At 64.7% G+C, this 21,728-nt stretch carries 22 protein-coding genes; all 22 read right to left on the reverse strand.

Annotated elements, in window-relative coordinates; all coding sequences use genetic code 11:
• Positions 1-12 precede the first annotated feature (12 nt).
• Complete coding sequence (locus C7438_RS04300) at positions 13-1,479, reverse strand: S41 family peptidase (protein ID WP_121444140.1); 1,467 nt, start codon at positions 1,477-1,479, stop codon at positions 13-15.
• A 116-nt stretch (positions 1,480-1,595) separates the two neighbouring features.
• Positions 1,596-2,867, reverse strand: a complete 1,272-nt coding sequence (locus tag C7438_RS04305; protein ID WP_121444141.1) for a murein hydrolase activator EnvC family protein — start codon at positions 2,865-2,867, stop codon at positions 1,596-1,598.
• A gap of 185 nt (positions 2,868-3,052) precedes the next feature.
• The gene (gene ftsX, locus C7438_RS04310) at positions 3,053-3,946 is read right to left on the reverse strand and encodes a permease-like cell division protein FtsX (RefSeq protein WP_121444142.1); all 894 of its coding nucleotides are present in this window, start codon (positions 3,944-3,946) and stop codon (positions 3,053-3,055) included.
• The gene (gene ftsE, locus C7438_RS04315; protein WP_121444143.1) at positions 3,936-4,619 is read right to left on the reverse strand and encodes a cell division ATP-binding protein FtsE; all 684 of its coding nucleotides are present in this window, start codon (positions 4,617-4,619) and stop codon (positions 3,936-3,938) included. Before ftsE ends, ftsX begins: the two co-directional genes overlap by 11 nt.
• Before the next feature lie 162 nt (positions 4,620-4,781).
• On the reverse strand, positions 4,782-5,768 hold the full coding sequence (locus C7438_RS04320) for an ABC transporter substrate-binding protein (RefSeq protein ID WP_121444144.1): 987 nt from the start codon (positions 5,766-5,768) through the stop codon (positions 4,782-4,784).
• A 263-nt stretch (positions 5,769-6,031) separates the two neighbouring features.
• Positions 6,032-8,035: a transketolase gene (gene tkt / locus C7438_RS04325; protein ID WP_121444315.1), complete on the reverse strand. Its 2,004-nt coding sequence runs from the start codon at positions 8,033-8,035 to the stop codon at positions 6,032-6,034.
• A gap of 133 nt (positions 8,036-8,168) precedes the next feature.
• A protein-coding gene (gene prfB, locus C7438_RS04330) for a peptide chain release factor 2 (protein WP_147401990.1) occupies positions 8,169-9,342 on the reverse strand; the annotation gives its coding sequence in 2 pieces (ribosomal slippage) (positions 8,169-9,248 and positions 9,250-9,342; 1,173 coding nt in all).
• Positions 9,343-9,424: 82 nt separating this feature from the next.
• The gene (gene secA / locus C7438_RS04335) at positions 9,425-12,025 is read right to left on the reverse strand and encodes a preprotein translocase subunit SecA (protein ID WP_121444146.1); all 2,601 of its coding nucleotides are present in this window, start codon (positions 12,023-12,025) and stop codon (positions 9,425-9,427) included.
• A 127-nt stretch (positions 12,026-12,152) separates the two neighbouring features.
• Positions 12,153-12,713 (reverse strand): ribosome hibernation-promoting factor, HPF/YfiA family, encoded by a 561-nt coding sequence (gene hpf, locus C7438_RS04340; protein ID WP_121444147.1) that lies wholly within the window; start codon positions 12,711-12,713, stop codon positions 12,153-12,155.
• 126 nt (positions 12,714-12,839) lie between these two features.
• A complete protein-coding gene (locus C7438_RS04345; RefSeq protein ID WP_121444148.1) occupies positions 12,840-13,046 on the reverse strand; it encodes a cold shock domain-containing protein in 207 nt (68 codons plus the stop codon).
• A 140-nt stretch (positions 13,047-13,186) separates the two neighbouring features.
• Positions 13,187-13,708 (reverse strand): DUF327 family protein, encoded by a 522-nt coding sequence (locus C7438_RS04350; RefSeq protein ID WP_121444149.1) that lies wholly within the window; start codon positions 13,706-13,708, stop codon positions 13,187-13,189.
• Positions 13,709-13,721: 13 nt separating this feature from the next.
• Positions 13,722-14,105 carry a hypothetical protein gene (locus C7438_RS04355; RefSeq protein WP_121444150.1) on the reverse strand — a complete coding sequence of 128 codons (384 nt, stop codon included), beginning with the start codon at positions 14,103-14,105 and terminating at the stop codon, positions 13,722-13,724.
• 12 nt (positions 14,106-14,117) lie between these two features.
• On the reverse strand, positions 14,118-14,540 hold the full coding sequence (gene fliS, locus C7438_RS04360; protein ID WP_121444151.1) for a flagellar export chaperone FliS: 423 nt from the start codon (positions 14,538-14,540) through the stop codon (positions 14,118-14,120).
• Between the two features lie 37 nt (positions 14,541-14,577).
• A complete protein-coding gene (gene fliD, locus C7438_RS04365) occupies positions 14,578-16,155 on the reverse strand; it encodes a flagellar filament capping protein FliD (protein ID WP_121444152.1) in 1,578 nt (525 codons plus the stop codon).
• Between the two features lie 14 nt (positions 16,156-16,169).
• The gene (locus C7438_RS04370; RefSeq protein ID WP_121444153.1) at positions 16,170-16,580 is read right to left on the reverse strand and encodes a flagellar protein FlaG; all 411 of its coding nucleotides are present in this window, start codon (positions 16,578-16,580) and stop codon (positions 16,170-16,172) included.
• Positions 16,581-16,723: 143 nt separating this feature from the next.
• On the reverse strand, positions 16,724-17,566 hold the full coding sequence (gene hag / locus C7438_RS04375) for a flagellin Hag (RefSeq protein ID WP_121444154.1): 843 nt from the start codon (positions 17,564-17,566) through the stop codon (positions 16,724-16,726).
• Between the two features lie 96 nt (positions 17,567-17,662).
• Complete coding sequence (gene csrA, locus C7438_RS04380; RefSeq protein WP_245956489.1) at positions 17,663-17,959, reverse strand: carbon storage regulator CsrA; 297 nt, start codon at positions 17,957-17,959, stop codon at positions 17,663-17,665.
• Positions 17,925-18,353, reverse strand: coding sequence for a flagellar assembly protein FliW (fliW, locus tag C7438_RS04385; RefSeq protein WP_170143565.1), 429 nt, complete (start codon positions 18,351-18,353; stop codon positions 17,925-17,927). Before fliW ends, csrA begins: the two co-directional genes overlap by 35 nt.
• 11 nt (positions 18,354-18,364) lie before the next feature.
• On the reverse strand, positions 18,365-19,249 hold the full coding sequence (flgL, locus tag C7438_RS04390; protein ID WP_147401991.1) for a flagellar hook-associated protein FlgL: 885 nt from the start codon (positions 19,247-19,249) through the stop codon (positions 18,365-18,367).
• 38 nt (positions 19,250-19,287) lie between these two features.
• Positions 19,288-20,775, reverse strand: a complete 1,488-nt coding sequence (flgK, locus tag C7438_RS04395) for a flagellar hook-associated protein FlgK (RefSeq protein WP_121444158.1) — start codon at positions 20,773-20,775, stop codon at positions 19,288-19,290.
• A gap of 52 nt (positions 20,776-20,827) precedes the next feature.
• Positions 20,828-21,358, reverse strand: coding sequence for a hypothetical protein (locus C7438_RS04400; RefSeq protein ID WP_147401992.1), 531 nt, complete (start codon positions 21,356-21,358; stop codon positions 20,828-20,830).
• Positions 21,333-21,716: a flagellar biosynthesis anti-sigma factor FlgM gene (locus tag C7438_RS04405; RefSeq protein WP_121444160.1), complete on the reverse strand. Its 384-nt coding sequence runs from the start codon at positions 21,714-21,716 to the stop codon at positions 21,333-21,335. The genes C7438_RS04400 and C7438_RS04405 overlap by 26 nt, the downstream gene beginning before the upstream one ends.
• Between the last annotated feature and the right edge of the window lie 12 nt (positions 21,717-21,728).

The raw sequence follows: 21,728 nt of genomic DNA on the forward strand, positions 1-21,728 counted from the left end.
GACGAAGCGCTCTCAGCGTGCCGGCACAGGTTCCCGGGAAAGAACTTCGAGGGCCTTCTGCAGCTGAGGATCGTCGTTGGGATTTCGGATCTTTTGGTACAGAGCGTCCCAGAGTACCCCCTGCGTCGCCGGATCGGCCTCGCCGCTCGCGGGCAAACCGCGATCCGCCTGAAACTTCCGGAGCGCCGCCGCCGTAGCGTCGTCGAAGTACCCATCCTCACGGCCCGGGGCGTACCCGAGGGCGGCAAGCGTCTTTTGCAAGACCTCGACCTGTTTCCCCGCCTGCCCCTGCTTGAGCGGTTTGTCGCTGGAGACGGGGGGAAGCTTCGCGTATGGCGCCGGTTCGACGACAACGGTAGGTTCGACACCTTTCCCGTGGATCCACTCGCCGTTCGGATCGAGCCACTTGGCGATTGTGAGCTTCAAGGCCCCGCCGGAGGCGAGGTCCGCCGTGGCCTGCACCGTCCCCTTGCCGAAGGAGCGGACACCTACGACGGGGTATCCGTGGGCCTTGAGCGAGGCGGCGACAATTTCGGAAGCGCTCGCGCTGCCCTCGTCTATGAGGACGACGAGCGGTGGCGGCGTCCCCTTGAGCTTGGAGTGGGCCACCTCGCGCTTGCCGTCCCGACCTTCGATCATGTACATGACGCCCTCTCGGGGTACGAGGGCCTCGAGGATCTTCTTCGCCGCCTCGAGGTATCCACCGGGATTCCCGCGGAGATCCACGAGGAGCCCCGCCGCCCCGTCCTTTTCCGCTTGCCGCATCGCAGCGAGAAAGCGCTCCGCCGTGTCTTCGTTGAACGAAGTCACGCGGATCCAGGCGTAGGCCTTGCCTTCCCGTTCGAGCAGCTTCGTCCGCACCGTTTCGAGGGGGATCCGGTCGCGGACGATCTCCAAAACGATCGGCTCTTCGTGTCCGGGACGGATGACTTTGAGCACGGCCTTCGTACCCTTAGGACCACGGATCTTGTTGACCGCGGTGGTGAGGTCCAACCCCTCGAGGCTCTCGCCGTTGACCTCGACGATCTGGTCGTTGGGGCGAATGCCCGCACGCTCCGCCGGCGATCCCTCGATGGGCGAAATGACCGTAACCCGGCCCCCGAGGAGCATCACCTCGGCCCCGATGCCCTCGATGGACGTGGAGAGGCTCTCCTGAAAGCGCGCGAGTTCTTCCCGCGTCATGTACGCGGTATAGGGATCCCCAAGAGCCTCGAGCATTCCCTTCACCGCACCGCGGGCGAGGGCTTCGTCGTCGAGCTTGGAAGGGTCGTAGTACTTTGCCCGTAGGGTGCCGTAAGCCTCGGCGAGGGGGGCAAAGGCCCCCGGCAGCCTCACCTCTTGCTTACCGCCGAAAAAGGGGCCGGCGAGGAGGGACGGATTCGTCCCCCCGTCCCCGGGAAGGGAGAGGCGGCCGATGCCTACGCCGAGAAGGAACACGAACAAAAGAAGGGCCCATCTCCGGCCCGAAGCACGCCACATGAAGCATCCGCCCTTTCTCCACGTCCAACCTGCCTTGTTTCATTATAGAGCAGGGGAATCGCGGTTTACACCCGAAAGGGCGGCATGGAAGCGAAATGCCGCGCAAAGGAAACCCCTCACGGACAGCGCACGTAGTTGCAAGGAGGCACGTAGCTTCCGTTTTCGATCACGGAAAAGTGGAGGTGGGGGCCCGTGGAATACCCTGTCGTTCCGACGAGGGCGATTTGCTGCCCACGGCTAACCACTTGTCCCTCGGAGACGAGGATCCCCCCGTAGTCGATGTGCCCGTAGAGGGTGCTCACGCCGTTGCCGTGGGCGATGATCACCGTGTTTCCGAAGCCGCTCATCCAGCGGGCGTAGGTCACCACCCCGGTGTCCGCCGCCACGATCGGCGTGCGCATCGGGGCGGGGATGTCGATCCCGTTGTGGAACTGACGCGTACCAAAGATCGGGTGAATCCTGTACCCGTAGGGTGAGGAAATCGCGTAGTACCCGGGGACCGGCCAGGTAAAGATGCCTTCAGGGACCGTAGACTGCCCCGCCCGGGCGCGTTGCGCCTCTTGGGCGCGCCGTTCCTGAATGATGCGCTCGAGCTCGGCCGAGGCGCGGCTGCGCTCGGCGGCGATCCGCGCAAGCTCTGCGTCGATTTCCTCGAGCTTCTGGGCGATTTGCCTTTCCGTCTCCTCGTACGTGCTGAGCTTAGCCGTGTGCTCTTCTTTGCGCAAGGCGAGGCGCGAAAGCTCCTCCTGCAGAGCCCGGCGGTCGGTTTCCAAACTCGCGATCAGGCTCTCGAGCGCCCGCTTTTGCCGCTCGACCTCATCCTTGGCGCGTTTGTACTCCACGAGAAGGCGTTTGTCCGCCTCGACCGCCGCCGAGAGGATTTCCACGCGACCCACAAAGTCGGCGAAGTCTCGGGCGCCGAAGAGGACCTCCCCATAGGTCATGTCTCCCTGCACGTAGAGGCGATAGAGACGCTTTTGCAGTTCTTCCCTGTGCGTCTCGAGGCGCTCCGTTGCCGCTTTGAGGGCGGCTTCCCGCTCTTCCTTCTTTTTCGTGTTTTCCTCGATCTTTGCCTTGAGGTTTTCCACCCGCGCGTTCGTTTCCGCAATTTGCGAGTCGAGGGCGGAAATCTCCTGCTTCAGCCGTTCTTTATCCGCCCTGAGCTGATTGAGATCCTTTTGCGCCTGGGACTTCTCCCCCTCCTTCGAGCGGAGCTCGGTGTCCAGGCTGCGGATCTTCTGCTTCAGGTCCGCCTCGCTCGCCGCCCGTGCCGTGGGGTTTCCCGCGGGGAGAAATCCGAGGACGAGAAGCGCTGCGAGGATTCCGCCCAAGACGGCGTGAATCCGGCGCCTACCGTCCCCCTTCTCCCGGTTCGGTGCCTTTCCCACCTTCTCACCTCCGGTCTCTTCTCCCGCACGAACCGCCGATGCGCGGCCCTCTCTTTCTCTCTTGTCTGGTTCTCTCTCTTGTCTGGATCGGCCGTTCCCCGGGATGCGTGTACCCTTCCGTTCCGGGGAAACGCCCGTCCGGAGATGACCCCCCGACCTTCGGCAAGAAACGAGGTACGTTTGGCTCAGACGTGTAGGTAGCGGCGGATCGAAAGAAGGCTTCCCCCTGCCCCGATCCCAACGCCTACGCCGAGGAGGAGGAAAAGGAGGGTTCCCTGTACGGCTTCCGGCGTAAGGAGCGGGATGAAGGCGAAGTTTTCCTGCACGTAGCGCACGAGCGCGCGGTACCCCTCCGCGAGCAGGAAAAAGGGAACGAGCGCACCCAAGGTGCCTAAAATGAGACCCTCGAAGAAGAAGGGGAGGCGAATGTAGAGCCCCGTTGCGCCCACGAGGCGCATGAGCTCGACTTCCTCCCGGCGCATGTAGATCGTGAGGCGTACCGTGTTCATGATCAGGTAGACGGCCGTAAAGGCGAGGAGGGCCAGGAGGACGAAGGCCGTCGACCGGAGGATGCTCGTCCACACAAAGAGCTTATCCACCCATTCCGCTCCGTAGCGCACGGCGTCCACGCCGGGAAGGCCTTCGATCGCCGCGGCAAGTTCGGGAACCTCGCGCGGCTCGGACGCCCGAACGACGAAGCTCGGCGGCAGGGTCTCCTCGGCGCGGATGTCCTGAACGAAGATGTCCTTGAGCTCCGGGCCGTACCGCTCGGAGAGGCGTTCGAGACCCTCTTGCGGCGAAATGTACGCAACGGAAGCGACGCCGGGGAGCGCCTTGAGGGCGGCTTCGAGCCGTTCGACTTCCTCCGCCTTTGCCCCCACGGGAGCGAACACGCGGATGACGACCTCTCCCTCTACTTCGCGGCTCAAGTTGTCGACATTTTGCACGAGGAGGTAAACCGCGCCGACGAGAAAGAGCGTCACGGCCAACGTGCTCAAGGTAGCGAGGGTGTGGAAGCGATGGCGCCAGAGGTTTTTCCCCGTTTCGCGGAGGTGCCGAAACAGCGTTCTAGGCTTCATGCGGGATCACCCCCGCCGCGGAATCCCTGAGGATGCGTCCTTCCATGAGGAGGAGGGTCCGACGTCGAAAACGCTCGACAAGCTCCCGGTTGTGCGTCGCCATGATGACGGTCGTCCCCGTGAGGTTGATCTCGTCCAAGATTTGGAGAATGCGCCGTGCGTTGTCCGGATCGAGGTTCCCCGTAGGCTCGTCCGCAAGGAGGATCTCCGGTTTCGGGGCGATGGCTCGGGCGATCGCCACGCGCTGCTTTTCCCCGCCCGACAGTTGGGCGGGAAAGCGTCGGAGAAGGTGCGGAATCCCCACGAGGTGGAGGACGTCGCGTACGCGGCGACGCACTTCGTCGGGAGGATATTCCAAAACCTCTAAGGCAAAGGCGACGTTTTCTTCTACGGTTAGGTGATCGAGAAGGCGAAAGTCTTGAAACACGACGCCTACCTTCCGCCGAAGGAAGGGCAGGTGGCGCGGCCGCCTGCGCCCGATCGTGAACCCTGCGATGCGCATTTCCCCGTCCGTCGGCGTCTCCTCTCCGTAGAGGAGCTTAAGAAGGGTCGTCTTTCCCGCACCGCTGGGTCCGATCAAATAGACGAACTCCCCGGGTTCCACGGTGAGCGAAACGTTGCGGAGGGCGTGGATCTTCCCGTACGATTTCCAGACGGACTTCAGCTCGATCAACCACGCTACCTCCCCTCGGAGTCGAACGTTGGCAGTATTTCCCGGGAAATCGTGCGCGGCGTCTCGTGTTTCATTATATCAACTCCGACTGCGAACGAGAGTAGGAGCGGCGTGGGAAATCCTTCCGCAAAAAACCGCCCCCGTTCGGGGGCGGGAAGTCCCTCACCGTCGGACGTGCTTGGCCTCCCCTGCAAGGGCCGGGGGAAGCGGAAGTCCGTAGTTTGCGAGGGCGGTATCGTTTACCACGAGTTCGACGTCGTGTACGACCTCGACGGGAATGTCTCCGGGAGGCGTCCCGCGAAGTACGCGGGCGGCGAGCTTCCCGGTCTGTACGCCCATCGCGCGGTAATCGATGCCGTAGGCGGCGACAGCCCCTCGGGCCACGGAATCTACGTCCGAAGCGAAGAGGGGAATCCGGCGTTCCTCGGCAACTTTGGCAAGGGATTCGATGGCGGCGACGACGCCGTTGTCTACGAGGACGAGGAAAGCGTCTACGCCTTGGTTGGCGAGGGACTGGGCGGCGGCCTGAATCTCGTTCTCCTGGGCTACGGCCTTCGCACGAACCTCGATGCCGAACTCCGGCGCCGCGGACTTCAGGGCCTCGAGCTGCTTCACCGCGTTGACCTCTCCCGAAGAGTACACCACGCCGACGGATCGGGCGTTCGGGAGAAAGGCGCGGATGAGTTCTAGGGACTTACGCGAGGGGTGGACGTCACTCGTTCCCGTGATCGTTCCGCCGGGGTGCTCGAGCGAAGCCACAAGACCGGCCGCCACGGGATCCGTGACCGCCGCAAAGACGAGCGGCGTTTTGCCGATCGCCTTGGCGGCAGCCTGGGCAGACGGCGTGGCAATGGCGATCACGAGATCGTACCCGGAAGCGTACTTCTGCCCTATCGAAGCTGCCGTATCCGTGCTTCCCTGGGCGTTCGTCACGTCGAGAACGAGGTTTTTCCCTTGTACGAATCCTTCTTGGGTGAGTCCCTCTACGATCCCCTCTCGCAGGGCGTCGAGGGCGGGGTGGGCGACGAACTGCGTAAGGCCCACCTTCTTGGGGGCTTCGGCGGAAGGCTTTCCTTGGCTGCACCCCGTACCGAGGGCGAGCACCCAAACGACCAGCGCCAAAAGGGCGAGGACGCGAAATCCGCGCATGCGATCTCCTCCCATCTCGGCTCGGCAATCTCGACTCGACGACGCTTTACTCAACATTCACAAAGATTTTACGTATTCTTAACCCTTTTCGCGGCTCCTTGTGCTACGATGGGTTGCGGAAGCGCCGAGCAAGCCCCCATGTTCGTGCCCCCTTTCGTCACGTCCCTGCCGGGCGGTACACCTACCGCCTGCTTTTTTTTGCGGCAAGACAAGGAACAGGGGCCCCGGAAATCCTTCCGGGACCCCGCGCCCTTCGGGAACCCTCAGGCTTCGAGGAGCGACTCCGCCTCGGCGACGAGGCGATCGACGGTGAACCCGTATTCCCGGACGACGACCTCCCCGGGGGCCGAAGCGCCGAAGCGGTCGATGCCGATCACCCGACCTTCGGGGCCGACGAAGTCCCCCCAACCCAAAGTTGCGGCCATCTCCACGGCGATGCGCTTCTTCACCGACGTGGGGAGTACCGTTTCGCGGTAGGCTTCGTCTTGGGCGAGGAAGAGTTCGCGGCTCGGCATGCTCACCACGCGAACGCGCAACCCGCGCGAGGCAAGAGCCTTGGCCGCCTCCAGGGCGAGCGCAACCTCCGAACCCGTGGCCAAAAAGAGGAGTTCGGGGAGCTCGCCGGGGGCGCTTTCGTAGAGGACGTATGCGCCGCGTGGCACGCCTTCCCACGCCTTTTCCTCCGTTTCCGTAAGGACGGGGAGCTTTTGGCGGGTGAGGATGAGCGCCGTCGGTCCTTCGCGGCGCGCGAGCCAAACGGCGTACGCCGCCCGCACCTCGTTCGCATCGGCGGGACGGATGACGACAAGGTTCGGCATGGCCCGAAGCGAGGCGAGGTGTTCCACGGGCTGGTGCGTCGGGCCGTCCTCCCCCACGGCAATCGAGTCGTGGGTAAACACGTAGAGCACGGGAAGGTGGGAAAGTGCGGCGACGCGAATCGCCGGACGCAGGTAGTCGGAAAACACGAGGAACGTTCCGCCGAAGGGGCGGATCCCGCCGTGGAGCGCGAGGCCGTTCAGCGCGGCGCCCATGGCGTGTTCGCGTACGCCGAACCAGATGTTTCGTCCGGCGGCGTTTTCCCGCGTCACGTCGCCTTGGTCCTTGAGGTATGTGTTGTTGGACGAGGAGAGGTCGGCCGAACCGCCGACGATCGCCGGAATGCGCGCCGCCAAGGCGTTGAGGACGGTGCCGGAAGCCTGGCGGGTGGCGAGGCCCTCTCCCGGCGTGAACCGGGGAAGGGCTTCCTCCCACCCCGAAGGAAGGCGTCCCTCCATCTGCTCGACGAAGGCCTCGTAGAGGGTGGGGTGTTCGGCGCGGTAGCGTTCCAAGAGCTCTTCCCAGGCGCGGCGGGCTTCCGCTCCGCGGGCAGCGGCTTCCCGGTAAGGCGCATAGGCCGCCTCAGGAACTTCAAACGGGGGCCACGTCCAACCGTAAAACTCCTTGGCCCGCGCGGCCTCTTCGGGGCCGAGGGGAGCGCCGTGCACCTTGTGCGTTCCCTGCAGCTTGGGGGCCCCCCGGCCGATCACCGTCTTCACCTCGATGAGCGAGGGCCGCCGCGTTTCCGCCTGGGCTTCCCGGATGGCGGCTTCGATGGCGGCGACGTCCTCCCCGTCCTCTACGCGTAGGTACTGCCACCCTTGCGCGACGAATCGGCCGCGAATGTCTTCGCTAAAGGCGCGGGCGAGGGGGCCGTCTAGGGAAACGTCGTTGGAGTCGTAGAGGACGATGAGCTTCCCCAAACCGAGATGGCCGGCGAGAGAAGCCGCCTCGTAGCTGATGCCCTCCATGAGGTCGCCGTCGGAGGCGAGCACGTACGTGTAGTGGTCCACGACGGGAAAGCCCGGCCGGTTGTACCGAGCGGCGAGGTGCGCCTCCGCAAGGGCGAGGCCCACAGCCGTGGCGAAGCCCTGTCCGAGGGGGCCCGTCGTCGCCTCGACGCCGGGAGTAAGGCCGTACTCGGGATGCCCCGGGGTGCGGCTTCCGAACTGGCGGAAGCGCTTGAGCTCTTCCATGGGCAGGTCGAACCCGGCCATGTGGAGGGCGGCGTAGAGGAGCGCCGACGCGTGACCTCCCGAAAGGACAAAGCGGTCGCGGTTCCACCACTTCGGTGCCCGCGGGTCGTAGCGCATCACGCGCGTAAAGAGCACGTACGCCATAGGAGCGGCGCCCATAGGCATCCCCGGATGTCCAGAGCGCGCCGCTTCGATCATGTCGATGGCGAGTACCCGGAGGGCGTTCAGCCCAAGCCGCTCGGGTTCCGACAACACCTGTCCGCTCAACGCAAACCCTCCTGCCGTGGTGGTTGTAGGGTGCGGGGAACCCGCGGCGTCCTCAGCCGCTCGTCCCTCCCGCTCGCTTCTTTGGGCGTACGCCGGCGCCCTCGCGCGGTAGGCGGACGACTTACGCCTCTCCGCCTTCGGGAGTCCCGCCCGACGCGCTGGCCGGCTGGCCTCCCAACGCCTCCTGGCGGAGGTAGGCGTCGATGAAGGCGTCGATCGCGCCGTCCATTACGGCCTCCACGTCCGTGGACTCGACGCCCGTTCGGTGGTCTTTCACGAGGCGGTACGGCTGGAAAACGTAGGAGCGGATCTGGCTCCCCCAGGCGATCTCCTTCTGCTCTCCTTGGAGGCGCCGGAGCTCTTCCTCCCGTTTTTGCAGTTCGAGCTCGTACAGGCGCGCGCGCAAGATCTTCATCGCCCGCTCGCGGTTTTGAATCTGCGAGCGCTCCGTCTGTACACTCACGACGATCCCCGTGGGGATGTGCGTGATCCGCACGGCGGAGTCCGTCATGTTCACGTACTGTCCACCTGCTCCGCTCGCGCGAAACGTCTCGATGCGCAGGTCTTCGGGGCGGATGTGTACCTCCACATCCTCCTCGATCTCGGGGAGGACGTTCACAGAGGCGAACGACGTGTGCCGCCGTCCGGAAGCGTCAAACGGAGATATGCGCACGAGGCGATGCACACCGCGCTCGGAGCGAAGGCGGCCATAGGCGTATCGTCCCTTCACGAGAAACGTGACGCTCTTGATTCCCGCCTCGTCTCCCGGAAGGAGGTCGAGGACTTCCACGCCGTACCCGTGGTCCTCGGCCCAGCGGGTGTACATCCGGTAGAGCATCTCCGCCCAATCCTGCGCCTCGGTGCCGCCGGCTCCGGGGTGGATTTCCACGATCGCGTTGCGCGCGTCGTACGGCCCGGAGAGGAGGAGACGAAGTTCGAAGCGCTCGAGCGCCTCCTCGAGGGAGCGAACGGTCCGTTCGAACTCCGCAGCGAGCTCCGGATCTTCCTCTTCCCTTAGGAGCTCGAGCAGGGTCTCCGCGTCTTCCAACTTCCGCCCCAACTCGTCCACCGTCTCTAACGTCTCCCGGAGATCCCCCAGCTCGGAAAGAAGGCGCTGCGCCCGGGCGGGATCCTCCCAGAGGTCGGGGCGCGACGCCTCGGCCTCCAATTCGGCGAGCAACTTTCGTTTCCCGGTGTGGTCAAAGAGACCTCCGGATTGCCTCGATCCGCTCGGCGGCGGATTCGAGGATTTGGCGCGCGGTAAACAGGTCCACGTCCTTCACCCTCCAACACATCATTGTACAACAAGGTCGGCAATTGGCAAGGGGATGGACGATTCTGGCTTGCCGTACGAGAAAGGCGGCGCCCCGAAGACCTTTACGGCTGGGCCTTCGGCTGTTGCGGCTTGTACTCGAGGGAAAAGCCCTCCGCATCGCCCGAAGAGGGTTCGGGGGAGCCGCCGCCCTTTCCCTTTCCGGGCTTCCAGGCGCCTTTCCCCTTGCGGCGCCCTCCCGTCGCCTTGGGTTCTTCGCCCTCCCGAACCGGCTTCCCCTCCGCGACGGAAACGCGCACGGGAGGTGCGATCCCCACTTGCGCTTTGAGGACGTACGCCGTCACCTCCGCGTCCACGCTTCGGACCATCGCCTGGAACATCTCGTACCCTTCCATCTGGTACTCGCGCAAGGGGTCCCGCTGGCCGTAGGCGCGGAGGTGGATCCCCTGCCGTAGCTGGTCCATGGCGTCGATGTGGTCCATCCACTTTGCGTCGATCGTCTTAAGGACGACGACCTTTTCAAATTCGCGGAAGAACTCCGGCGTGAGCGCCTGCCTCCGGGCTTCGTAACGCTCCCGCGCCCGCTCCAGGAGAAGCTCCGTCACGCCTTCGCGTCCTCCGCTTTCCCAGGCGCGGCGCAAGTCCTCGAAGGACACCTCGTCGTCGAAGACGCCCGCCCGGAGCGCTCCGAGGAGGGCATCGAGGGAGGAGGCCACCGGGTCCGCCCCCTGCGCTTCCTCGGCCCGGTCCCAAGCGTAGGGATCGACGTCGGAAAGGTGCTCCTCCACGAGGCGGCGAATGTGCCGCTCGATCATCTTGCCGACGATGTCGCCGATGTCGTCCCGAAAGAGGATTTCTCGGCGTTCCCGGTAGATGATCTCCCGCTGCTCGTTGATCACATTGTCGTACTGCAGCACCCAACGGCGGCGCTCGAAGTTCATGGCCTCCACCTTGCGCTGCGCCTGCTCGATGGCCCGCGTGACGAGGCCGCTTTCGATCGGTTCGTCGTCGGGTAGCCCGAGACGTTCCATGAGCTGCTTGATCTGCTCGCCGCCAAACTTCTGGAGGAGTTCGTCTTCCAGGGACAGGAAAAATTGGGATACACCGGGGTCCCCCTGTCGGCCGCTCCGGCCGCGGAGCTGGTTGTCGATGCGCCGGGCTTCGTGCCGCTCCGTACCGATGATCGCGAGACCGCCGAGTTCGGCGACTCCCGGGCCCAGCTTGATGTCCGTACCCCGGCCCGCCATGTTCGTGGCAATCGTGACGGCGCCCCTTTGTCCCGCCTGGGCGACGATCTCCGCCTCGCGCGCGTGGTGTTTGGCGTTTAGGACGTTGTGGGGAATGCCCTTTCGCTTGAGGAGGCGGGAAAGGTACTCGGACGTCTCGATCGACGTCGTCCCCACGAGGACGGGTTGTCCCGTCCGGTGGCGCCGTTCGATTTCTTCGACGACGGCGCGAAATTTCGCTTCGCGCGTCTTGTACACGACGTCCGGCAGGTCCTGCCGGATCATCGGCTTGTGCGTAGGGATGACGACGACGTCCATGCCGTAAATCGTGCGGAATTCCTCTTCTTCCGTCTTGGCCGTGCCCGTCATCCCCGCGAGCTTCTGGTAGAGGCGGAAGTAGTTTTGAATCGTAATCGTCGCGAGGGTCATCGTCTCCTCGCGCACGCGAAGCCCTTCCTTGGCCTCAATCGCCTGGTGCAGGCCGTCCGAATACCGCCTGCCGTACATGATTCGCCCCGTGAATTCGTCTACGATGAGCACTTCTCCGTCCTGCACGACGTAGTCTACGTCGCGGCGCATGAGGTGGTGCGCCTTGAGCGCCTGCAGGATCATGTGGTGGAGTTCCATGTGTTCGGGGTTGAAGAGGTTGTCGATGCGGAAGGCGCGCTCCGCCTTTTCCGCACCCGCTTCCGTGAGCGTCACGGCGTGGGCCTTGACGTCTACCTTGAAGTCCTCCTCGGGAACGAGCGTGCGCACGAAGCGGTCGACGCGCGCGTACATCTCGCTCGGACGCTTCGGGCTCCCCGAGATGATGAGCGGCGTCCGCGCCTCGTCGATGAGGATCGAGTCCACCTCGTCGACGATCGCGTAGTGAAGCGGCCGCTGCACGATGTGCTCCTTGTACACCGCCATGTTGTCCCGCAGGTAATCGAAGCCGAACTCGCTGTTCGTCCCGTACGTGATGTCCGCAGCGTAGGCGGCCCGCTTCTCTTCAAAGCTCTGGTTGGGGTGGATGAGCCCGACGCTCAGACCGAGAAACTCGTAAATCGGCCCCATGTCGGTCCGGTCGCGGCGTGCGAGGTAGTCGTTCACCGTGACGACGTGGACGCCCTTACCGGGCAGGGCGTTGAGGTACGCCGCCAGGGTGGCGACGAGCGTCTTCCCTTCCCCGGTCTTCATCTCCGCGATCCGGCCTTCGTGCAAGACCATTCCACCGATGAGCTGGACGTCGAAGTGGCGGAGACCGATCGTCCGCTTCGCCGCCTCGCGCACCACGGCAAACGCCTCGACGAGAAGGTCGTCGAGCGTCTCTCCTCGCGCCAGCCGTTCGCGAAACTCGTCCGTCTTGGCCCGAAGTTCGGCATCGGAAAGGCGCTCCATCTCCGGCTCTAAGGCATTTATCGCTTCGACCTTCCGGCGATAGCGGCGAAGCTCGCGTTCGTTCGGATCCGGCAAAATTTTCCTGAGTATTCCGATCATTTTTCATCCCTCCACGACGCCTGCGGCGCCGCGTTCATTGTACCAAATCCCCCTTTCCTCCTACAATGCAAAGACAACCGGGCGGGGAACTCCCCCGCCCGGCTGAATGCCCGCGCGTCGAGGCTCCTTACTCGGTGGCGGAGGTAGGTTCGATGAGGCCGTACGTCCCATCCTTCCGCCGGTACACGACGTGCACCTCTTCCGTCTCGGCGTCGCGGTATACGTAAAAGTCGTGCCCGAGGAGGTTCATCTGAAGGATGGCCTCCTCCGCCGTCATGGGCTTCAAGGGAACGCGCTTCCGGCGGGCGATGCCCACCTCTTCTTCCTTTTCGCCTTCCCCTACCTCCGCTTCCGCTTCCGAAACGGTTTCCACGAGGATCGCACCTTGTTCCCGCGCCTTGCGGTTGATGCGCGTCTTGTACTTGTGGATCTGCCGCACGAGCTTGTCGACCACGTTGTCCAAGGCGGCGTACACGTCGTGGGTCTTGTCCTCCGCGCGGAGGATGAGCGAGTTCAAGGGGATAGTCACCTCGGCGCGCTGCCCGTCGCGGTACACCTTGAGGTTTACGTAGGCCGTAACCTCGTCGATATTGTGAAAGTACTTTTCGATCTTCTTCAATCGTTTCTCCGCGTAGTCCCGAATGGCTGGGGTGACCTCGACGTTTTCTCCCCGTACGACCGTGCGCATGCCGTTCCCTCCTTCTGGCATAACCCTCTCGAGAGGTAATCTCACTATACCACAAGACATCTCCCGCCCAAAAGGAAAACCCTCCGCCGTGGCGGAGGGTTCATTTCCCCGGAAAGTCGTTTCGCCTTACCGCGAAACCTTCGTCACATTCGCCGCCTGCGGGCCGCGGGCGCCTTGCACGATGTCGAAGGTCACGAGCTGACCTTCCTCGAGCGTGCGGTACCCTTCCCCGTTGATGGCCGTGTAGTGGACGAAGACGTCCTCTCCGTCTTCGCGCTCGATGAACCCGTACCCCTTCGCGGCGTTAAACCACTTCACACGTCCTTGGTACACGTACAAACATCCCTTCTACCCTGGAAATTCATAAGCCCGCCCCGCAGGCTTATGGGCTAAGTGTAGCATACGCCGCTTCTCGCCACAAGTATACACGCGCCCTTCCGGCAAAAATTTTATGCGGGGTACCAAGAGGTTCCCTACAGAAGGAGGTCGAAAAGCAAGCCCTCGAGTTCGCCCACCAGGGAGAGCAGGCGCCTCAGGTCCTCCTCTTCGACCTCCCACCGCGCCAACGCGGCGTACACCTCCTCGGCGCGGCGCAGGATGCGCACCTTGAGCCACCCCGCGCGCCCGGGGTATACGCCTTCGTCGACCTCCAGCGCCGACGCCGCCCGGGCGAGGAAGCGGCGAACGCGCTCCCGATAGCGGCGCACGGCCTGCGGATCGGGGGACCGGCGCAGGAGGTGCCCCGCCCGCCGTACTTCCTCGTACTCTTCCCAAAGCTGCGCCGGAGCGCTTTCGGTCCCGCATACGGGGGCCTCCGGTGCGCGCGCCTCGATTGGGGAGGTCGCACCGCCGCCTTTGCCCCTTTCGGGCGAATCGGCGGCAACGACCTCCGCAAAGAGGTCGAAGAAGGTCCCCCCGAGTTCTTCCGCATGGGGTCGTAAACGTCGATCGGGCGTCCGCCCCACCGTCCGGCGTTCCACCGGCCGCGTCTCCACGCTCTCACCCCGTTCATCCTCTGCGGTCTACGAGGCCTCCCGAAAACGGTCCTCCTTCTTCTCGGGACTCTGCGGCGTAGCTTTGCTCCGCGCGCATGAGGGTTCGCACGTCCTCCAGCGCGGAAAAAAGCGCGCGCCTTCGCTCCTCAAGTGCGTTTCGAAGCGCCTCTTCTTCTGCGAGAAGTCGTTCCTGAAGAGAAAGAGAAACCGCAGGGGATTCGGCCAACGCCCGGGAAAGGGCTTCCCCGTACGCGGAGATCCATCGGTCGCGGGCATCCAAGGCCGCAAGAACCCGCGAAATGTCGTCTTGCTCCAGCGACTCCCGCACGTCCTCCGTAAGCTTTCGCCAGGTGGCGAGGATCGCCTCCGGATCCGTCGAACCCTCCGGTCGTCGCATCCGCACACCTCCTCAGACGCTCCGCTCAGCTGCAGCCCCCTGGGCGGAACGGGCCCGACGCACGGCTTCCCTCCACGTAGCGGCCATTTCCTCGAAAAACTCCACCGCCTCGCGCACGCGGACGGGGTCTTTGCGGACGTTGGCCGCGACGAGATGGTCCTTGTAGAAGCGGTACAGAGCGGCGAGTTCGCGGCCGAGAGGGAGATCTTCTCGTAGCCCCGCCAAAAGCGAGTCGAGGACGTCCTGCATCTTTACGATGCGCAGGTGCGCCTCTTCGAAATTCCGACGTTCGAGCGCGGCAATCGCGCGCCTCCCGTGTCTCGCCCCCGCTTCGTAGAGGAGGAGGACGAGTTCCTCTGGCGGAGCGCTGTAGACGCGCTGTACCTCGTACGCCTGCGCCGCTGCCCGAGGGTATTCTGGTTCTCCGACGGCCATCGCTCTTCCCCTCCCACTGACCCGAGCTTTCCCCCGCCTACGGTCCCTTCCCCAAAAAGAGCGAGGAGAGCCAAGCGGTCTGGGCGTTGGCGCGGGCCACGGCCTGTTCTAAGAGCGTAAACTGGCGGACGTAGCGTTCTTCCAAGGACCGCACGTGCCGGGCCTTAGCCTGAATGCGTTCGTTAAGGTCTTGGAGCGCGCGTCCGAGCTCTCCTCCGCGAGGTTCGTAAAAGAGGCCAAATCCCCCGCCCGCCCGTCGCGTAAGATCGCTCATCGCCCCGTACACGTCCCGGTACAAATCGGACAAGATACCCGGATGCGAAACCTCCGTCCCATCGGGGAGTTTCTCCGTGTACCCGGCGAGAAGGCGAACGACTCCGTCCGCGTCCCGGGCAAAGGCCTCGCGGAAGGCCGCCTCGTCGAAGTGGAGAATTCCCCTCTCCTGCCACGAACCCGTCGTGATTCCGATCTGTGCGAGGCTCGTATAGGGACCTCCGGCGCGTTGCTCCGCCAGGCGCGCGCGGAGTTTCCCCAAGAGACTCTGCAGTTGAAAATCGCGGGCGAGAAGGCCGCTCTTCGCCTTCGCGTTGCGCTCGCTCGCCTCCGCTTCGCCGAGTTCCTTGGCCTCCTCGGCGAGGACGGGACGGACGTCGCGGTAGACGGGTTCACTCAGACGCTGCTGCACTTCGGCGAGGAGCTTGTTGTAGGTGTCCACGAACCCGCGCATGCGTTCCACGACCGCGTCGACGTCAAGAGAACTCCTTACGGTCACGGGCGTCGCACCGGATGGCTGAAGCAAGGTAAGCCGGTACCCGAAGATTTCTAAGGAGTTCGTCGCCGAGGTCACCGCCAAAGTCCCGGTGGACGTGCGAACGGTGACCTGAGCGTCTTCCCCGGAAGCGCGCACGAACGCTTCCCCCGTCGCAGGATCCCGGTTCGGGGGAAATCCCAGAAGTTCGAGCAAAGAGGGGTTCCCTGCCGCGGCTTCGCGGAGGGAAAAGGCCGCCGAAGCCCCCGTCGCAGAAGTGGCGAGGGAGAGGCGCCCGGTCCCTTCGTCGTACCGCGCCACGAGCCCCGCACCGCGGAGTTTTCCTTCTAAATCGGCCAAGGTGTCCGTGGGCAAGACGTCTACGCTTTTCCCCTGGGAGGTGGGGCCGGAAATCTCCACGGTCCACGTCACCGGGGAAAGAAGGCCGAGGGTTTCGAGGGTCGCGTTTCGCGCCGGCGGAGAACCGTTCACCCGCACGGAGTCGCCGACGAGTGCCGCCGGCGAGGCGAGGCGGTCTACGGAAATTTCGACGGTAGGCGCCGCCCCTCCCAAACTCTCCGCCCGCAGAACTTCGGGACGGCTCACGTCTACGCGTTGGGTGCGGTAGAAGCTCTGCAGACGAAGCGGTTCCAAGGCGCGGTATACGTCGTAGAAAAACCGGTTTACCGCCTGCACCGCGTCCCGCTTCCAGGTGAGGAGGAGCTTCTGGCGCTCGAGATTCCGGAGCGGCTCCTCCGCCGCGCGGACGAGCTTCTGCACCATCCCCTCGACGTCGAGGCCGGAGACGAGCCCGAGCATGCGGGGTGGGGCGTCACCTCCCCGAGCGCCCCCCGTGGGAAAGACCATCCGTCTCTCCTCCTTCACACGCGCGCGTCTACGAGAAGTCCGAGATGTTCGAGCATGTGGGCTACGAGATCGAGCCACTTCTTCGGGGGAATCTCACGAATGACCTCGTTCGTCGCGTCGTCGACCACGCGCACGTAGTACTCCCGAAGTTCCTCGTGCCAGACGAAGCGCAAGTGCGTCCGTCGGGTCTCAAAGGTATGCCCCTCGCTTTGCCCCCACAGATGGACGCGGCGGAGGATGCGCCCGTCTTCTCCGGGTTTTGACTTCCCGTCGTCTTCCGCCCCGAGGATCTTTTGGCCCGGGCGGGTAAGGGCGACCGCCTGCGCCCTTCGCCCTTCCGGGACGCGGGCAAACGAAAGAGGAAGGGGGGGAGTGCGCGCAAGGGATGTTGCGCCTTGTACGTCCACCACGTCGAACACCCCCATTCCGAGGGACCCCGATAGTGTCGTCCTTCGTCACACAGGAGAGGCGAAAACGCGCACGTGTGTTTCGGGGGAAAAGAGCACCTTTCTCTAGGAAAAAGGGGGGCCGGAGCCCCCCAAATCGAAAGCGGAAGGTAGCGCGGCGATTAGCGAAGGAGCTGGAGGACCGCCTGCGGGAACTGGTTCGCCTGGGCGAGCATCGCCTGAGCGGCCTGGGAGAGGATCGTGTTCTTCGTGAACTCCATCATCTCCTTGGCCATGTCCACATCGCGGATCCGCGATTCGGCGGCCGTGAGGTTTTCCACCGCCGTGCCCAAGTTGTTGATCGTGTGTTCGAGGCGGTTTTGCACGGCACCGAGCTTGGAACGTTCCGCAGAAACCGTGTCGATGGCCGTTTGGATCGTCGTGATCGCCGCGTTTGCGCCGGCCTGCGTCGTGATGTCCACGGAGTAGGTCGTCGTTCCGGTGGTGGCGTTCACCGTCCCGAGGCCAAGGCCGACCGTGGACATGTCGCTGATCTTGAGTTCGATGTTTTGGTTTTCGTTGGCCCCGATCTGGAACTTACCTTGGAAGGTGCCGTCGAGGAGCTTCTTCGTGTTGAATTCCGTGTTTTTCGCAATACGGTCGATTTCCTGGAGGAGCTGCTGCAGCTCGTTGTTCAGGGCGTTCCGGTCGGCGTCCGTGTTCGTGTCGTTTGCCGCCTGGACGGCGAGTTCGCGCATGCGCTGGAGAATGGCGTGCGTCTCGTTCAGCGCACCTTCTGCCGTCTGGATGAGAGAGATCCCGTCCTGGGCGTTCTTGACCGCCATGTTGAGCCCGCGAATCTGCCCCCGCATCTTCTCCGAAATCGCGAGGCCGGCGGCGTCGTCGCCCGCGCGGTTGATCCGAAGCCCCGAAGACAGCTTCTCGAGCGACTTGGAGACGGCTTCGTTGTTCGCCATGTACATCCGGTGGGCGTTGATCGCGGGAATGTTGTGGTAGATGCGCATCCTGCATCCTCCTCCGTGAGGAATTATCCCCGCTTCCGTGCGGGGGCAGGGTATTTCCCCTGCCACTACCGTGTATCGGACGTTCGCGCCATCCGTTTAGCCTTGCGGGGGAGGTTTTTTCTCCGCCTCCGGCGAAACGTCCGAGGGCGGCGCAGAAAACGGCAGAACCCTGGGTTCGCAGAAAAGACCGCGGAGCTCCGCCGGATCCGCGGTGGCCGCCCGGTTTTCTTCCGCCACAGCCTCGAGGAGCTCCTTGCGCCAAACAGGAACGTGGCGGGGGGCTCGGATCCCGAGGCGTACGGTGTCCCCTTCGACGCCCAAGACGACGACTTCCACGTCGTCGCCAAGGACGATCGCCTCACCGACCTTGCGCGCGAGGACGAGCACGGCCATCCCCCTCTCGGAAGAGCGGGGCGCGCAGCGGGTATTCGCCCGATTCTTGGAGGATCTGGGCCGCCCGCCGCCGCCGCACGTCGAAGACGATCGGCGCGAGGAGGTTCACGGTGGACGCGGCGACGGAGTCGCGCACCGCGACGACGGCCAAGACGAGGACGTCTTCCGGTCGGGGAGGGTCGCCAAAGGCGTACGCCCAGGTTTCGGGGGAGACATGCAGGCGGTACGGATTTACGACCAACTCGGGCGCGACGAGGGGAAGGGCGATCCTCTCGTCTTCCTCGGCGACGAGGAGAAAAAAGGGCGCCTCCAAGAATTCGAGGCGCCAGCGGGTCGACCCGGGAAAACCGGGGAGTCCGTGCGGAAATTCGTACGTTCCGAGCCACGCGTGCACGTTCGCCACCCCTATCGCAGGAAGTCCGCAAGGCTCGGAAGGAGGATTCGCGCTCCGACTCCGAGCGCCGCCTGGTAGACGTTCTGCGCCGTCGTAAGGCGCGTCACGGCTTCCGCGAGATCGGTGTCCGCCGTCTCCGAAAGGAGCTTTTCTCCGGAGACCGCCTGGGACTCGAGGCGGGACGCCATGAGTTCGAGGCGATTTTGCAGCGAACCGACGTACGTGTGCCGGCGGAGCCAGTTGTCTTCAAAGGCTTCGAAGTCCCCGAGGACGGCGCCTACGTCCCCTCCGGTGCGGATCACGTCTTCGGCGCGTTCGAGGAAGCGGAAGAGGTCTTCTCCTCCAGGGGCGGGACGGAAGAGTTCGACCGCCGTGACCCCGAGCGGGAGGGAAACCCCGGGGCTCAAGGCGGCAACGAGCGGACGCTGCGCGGGCGGGATGTCGAGTAGCCCCGAAGGCCCGTAGGCCGGCTCTGTCGTCGCCTCGCCCGAAAACACGTACCGTCCTCCGAGATTCGTGTTCGCCACCGCGGCGAACTGCTCGCGCACCGCGCGGAGTTCGGACGCAACCGCATCCCGCGCCTCCGCGGAAAGCGCCGTGTTCGCCCCTTGGACGAGAAGTTCGCGGACGCGCTTGAGGAGGTCTTCTCCTTCTGCGAGGGAACGTTCCTGGGCGTCGAGAAAGCTTCTCGCGTAGTCGGCGTTGCGGCGAAATTGGGCGACGTCGCGAAGCAGGCTTTCCGTCCGCAGGGCGCGAAGGGCGATGACGGGGTCGTCCGAAGGCCGCACCACCTTCCGCCCCGTGGCGAGCTGTTCTTCCGCCCGGGCGATGCGCCGCAGGGCGGCTTGGTAGTCGGCCAGGAAGCGCTCGCTGAGCATGGACTGGGTGATCCGCACGGGCACCTTCCCCCTTTTCGGCGGCTTGCGCCGCGGCGTCAGCGCCCTACGAGTCCGAGGCGGTGGATTATGGTATCGATGGCCTCGTCCATCGCGGTAAGCGCCCGCGCGGCGGCGGTGTACATGTGCTGGAACGAAAGAAGGCGGGCCATCTCCTCGTCCAACGAAACCCCTGAGGCGGACTGCCTTCTTTCGTCGACGAAGCGGACGATGCTCGCCTTGGTCTCCGCGAGAAGTTGCGAGCGTTGGACGTCCGTGGCCAGTTCGCCAAAAATCGCCGCGTAGGCGTCTCGTACGCGCATCTCCGATACGGTGCCGTCCGGTGCAGCGAACGGGATGGGACGATCCGCAAGTTCGGCGATCGCCCGTGCGTTGCGTCCGTCCCCCGCGCCCCCCGCCTCCCGTGCTGCCGCCAACCGTTCGGGATGGGCGGCGATGCTCGGGTTTACGAGAATGGCGTGTAGGTCGCCGGAACCCCCGGCCGGTGCGAAGACGAAAAGGTCCTCCCCCGGATTCCCCGCTAGATCGAACCCGGAGCGGTGGGCGGCGTTCACCGCATCGGCCAACCCCCGAAGGAGGGACTCGTAGCGCGCCGCGTACGCCGGAAGCACTTCTCCCAAAAGTTGGAGGGCTTCGGCGACTTCGCCGCGTGCGAGAACCCCCGGCACGGAAGAACTTCCCGCCCGCAGGGGAAGGGGGGTGCCCGCCGCGTTCGCAAAAGGAACGCCGCGGGCATCCGTCGCGTACACGTCCTCCCCGTCCACGGTGAGCGTCCCGTGGTTTTCTCCCTCGACGAGGAGGATCCCGCCGGCAAAGCGCACGCGAACCGTACCGTTGCTCCCCCATTCGACTTCGGCGTCCACAAGTTGGGCGAGACGGTCCAGGAGGCGGTCGCGCTCGTCATAGAGGTCGTTGGGCGTGTAGCCGTGCGGCGTGATCCGTGCGATCTCCCGGTTGAGGTCGGCGATTTCCCGAACGAGGGCATTGACCTCCTCGACGCGAAACCGGAGGAGGTCCCGGGCGTCCTGGCGCAGAGCGGAAAAGGTGTCTCCTACGTGGTGGAAGAGGTCGACGAGCTGTTCTGCGTATCCGAGAACCTCCTGCCGAACGCTCAGGCTCTCCGCGTCGAGAGAAAGGTCTTGCCAGGCGTGCAAGAAACGGTCGAGGGCGAGGGCAAGACCCGAACCTTCCGTGTCGGCGAGCGCCGTTTCCAACTTTTCGAGAAAGGTCCGGCGTACGTCGCATGCCGAGCGGTAGCCGACCTCCGTCCGGTACTGCCGGTCGAGAAGGAGGTCGCGCACCCGGGAAATCGAGCGAACCTCGACCCCCTGGCCCACCTGGGCGGGATTGGCTCCTATGCCCAGGCCCGGGTAGGCCCAAGGCGCCGCGGCGCGCAGGTCGACCCGCTGGCGCGAATACCCGGGTACTTCCGCGTTCGCCACGTTGTGCGAGACGACCCCCATGCTCAGGCGCGCCGCCGTGAGCCCGCGCAAGGCAATCTCCATACCGGAAAATGTAGACGTCATCTGTCTCCCCCCACCCGGAAAACCTCACCCGAGCCGCCCTCCGCCGAATCGGCTACGCCCGCCCGTCGAAGACGCGCGGGGGCAACCTTCCCTCTCCCGCTGGCGGTGCCCCGAAGACCCGGGGGACAAGAAGGGCGCGGGCGAGTTCCGCCTCGCGGATCCCGGCTTCCGCTACGCCCTGAAGACGGGCTCGGGCCCGCGCGAATTCGCGAGCCGCTTCGGTTGCCGCCCGTATGCGGTCTTCGAGGATCTCGGCAAGTCGGCGTTCTTCGCCGCCGGCAGAGAAGAGGAGTTTCGCGTACGTCGAAGGGGACGCGGGACCTTCGCGGGCAAACGCCTTCTGACTCGCCTCCCTGAGCGCTTCTCCCTCGCGGGCATGGGCGAGCAGGCGTCCCTCGAGCTCGGAAAGAGCCCTCAGAGCGCTTTCCGCTTCCGCCAACGCATACGCATGCAACGCCTCGGTAAGACGGGCGGCCTCCCGCGAAGCCTCGCGGAAAAGCGCCGCAAGGCCTTGAAACCACGCGATCCACGCTTCCGCGATCTTCTTCCGGTCCGCCTCACACCCTTCGCTCCTCGCCCCCACGGCCATCACCGCCCCCTTCGCGGACGTCCCGCACCTTCGCCCGGGAAGCTTCAAGGTAGGCGAGGATCGCGTCGGCGACGCGGTGTGCGGGCACGCGGTACGTGCCCTCCCGCAGCGCCCGGCGTAAAGCCTCTATGCGGGTTTCCCCTTGCGCCCCAGAAACGGCACCTTCCCCCCGGCGGAAGAGGGCTTCCGCCGCCTCGGATAGCTCGAGCCGATCGAACGAAGTCCTCCCGGTGCCTCCTGAAAGATGCCCTCTCCCCGACTTCTCCGGCGGAACCCGCGTGTCGCCCGTTCCCACGGGACGAATCTCGGGCAGATGCGGCTCACGGAGAGGATCCGGTCGTTCGATGCGCATCGTCCCGTCACC

The sequence above is a fragment of the Brockia lithotrophica genome, from assembly GCF_003633725.1.
In the GTDB taxonomy this organism is placed as follows: domain Bacteria; phylum Bacillota; class Bacilli; order Thermicanales; family DSM-22653; genus Brockia; species Brockia lithotrophica.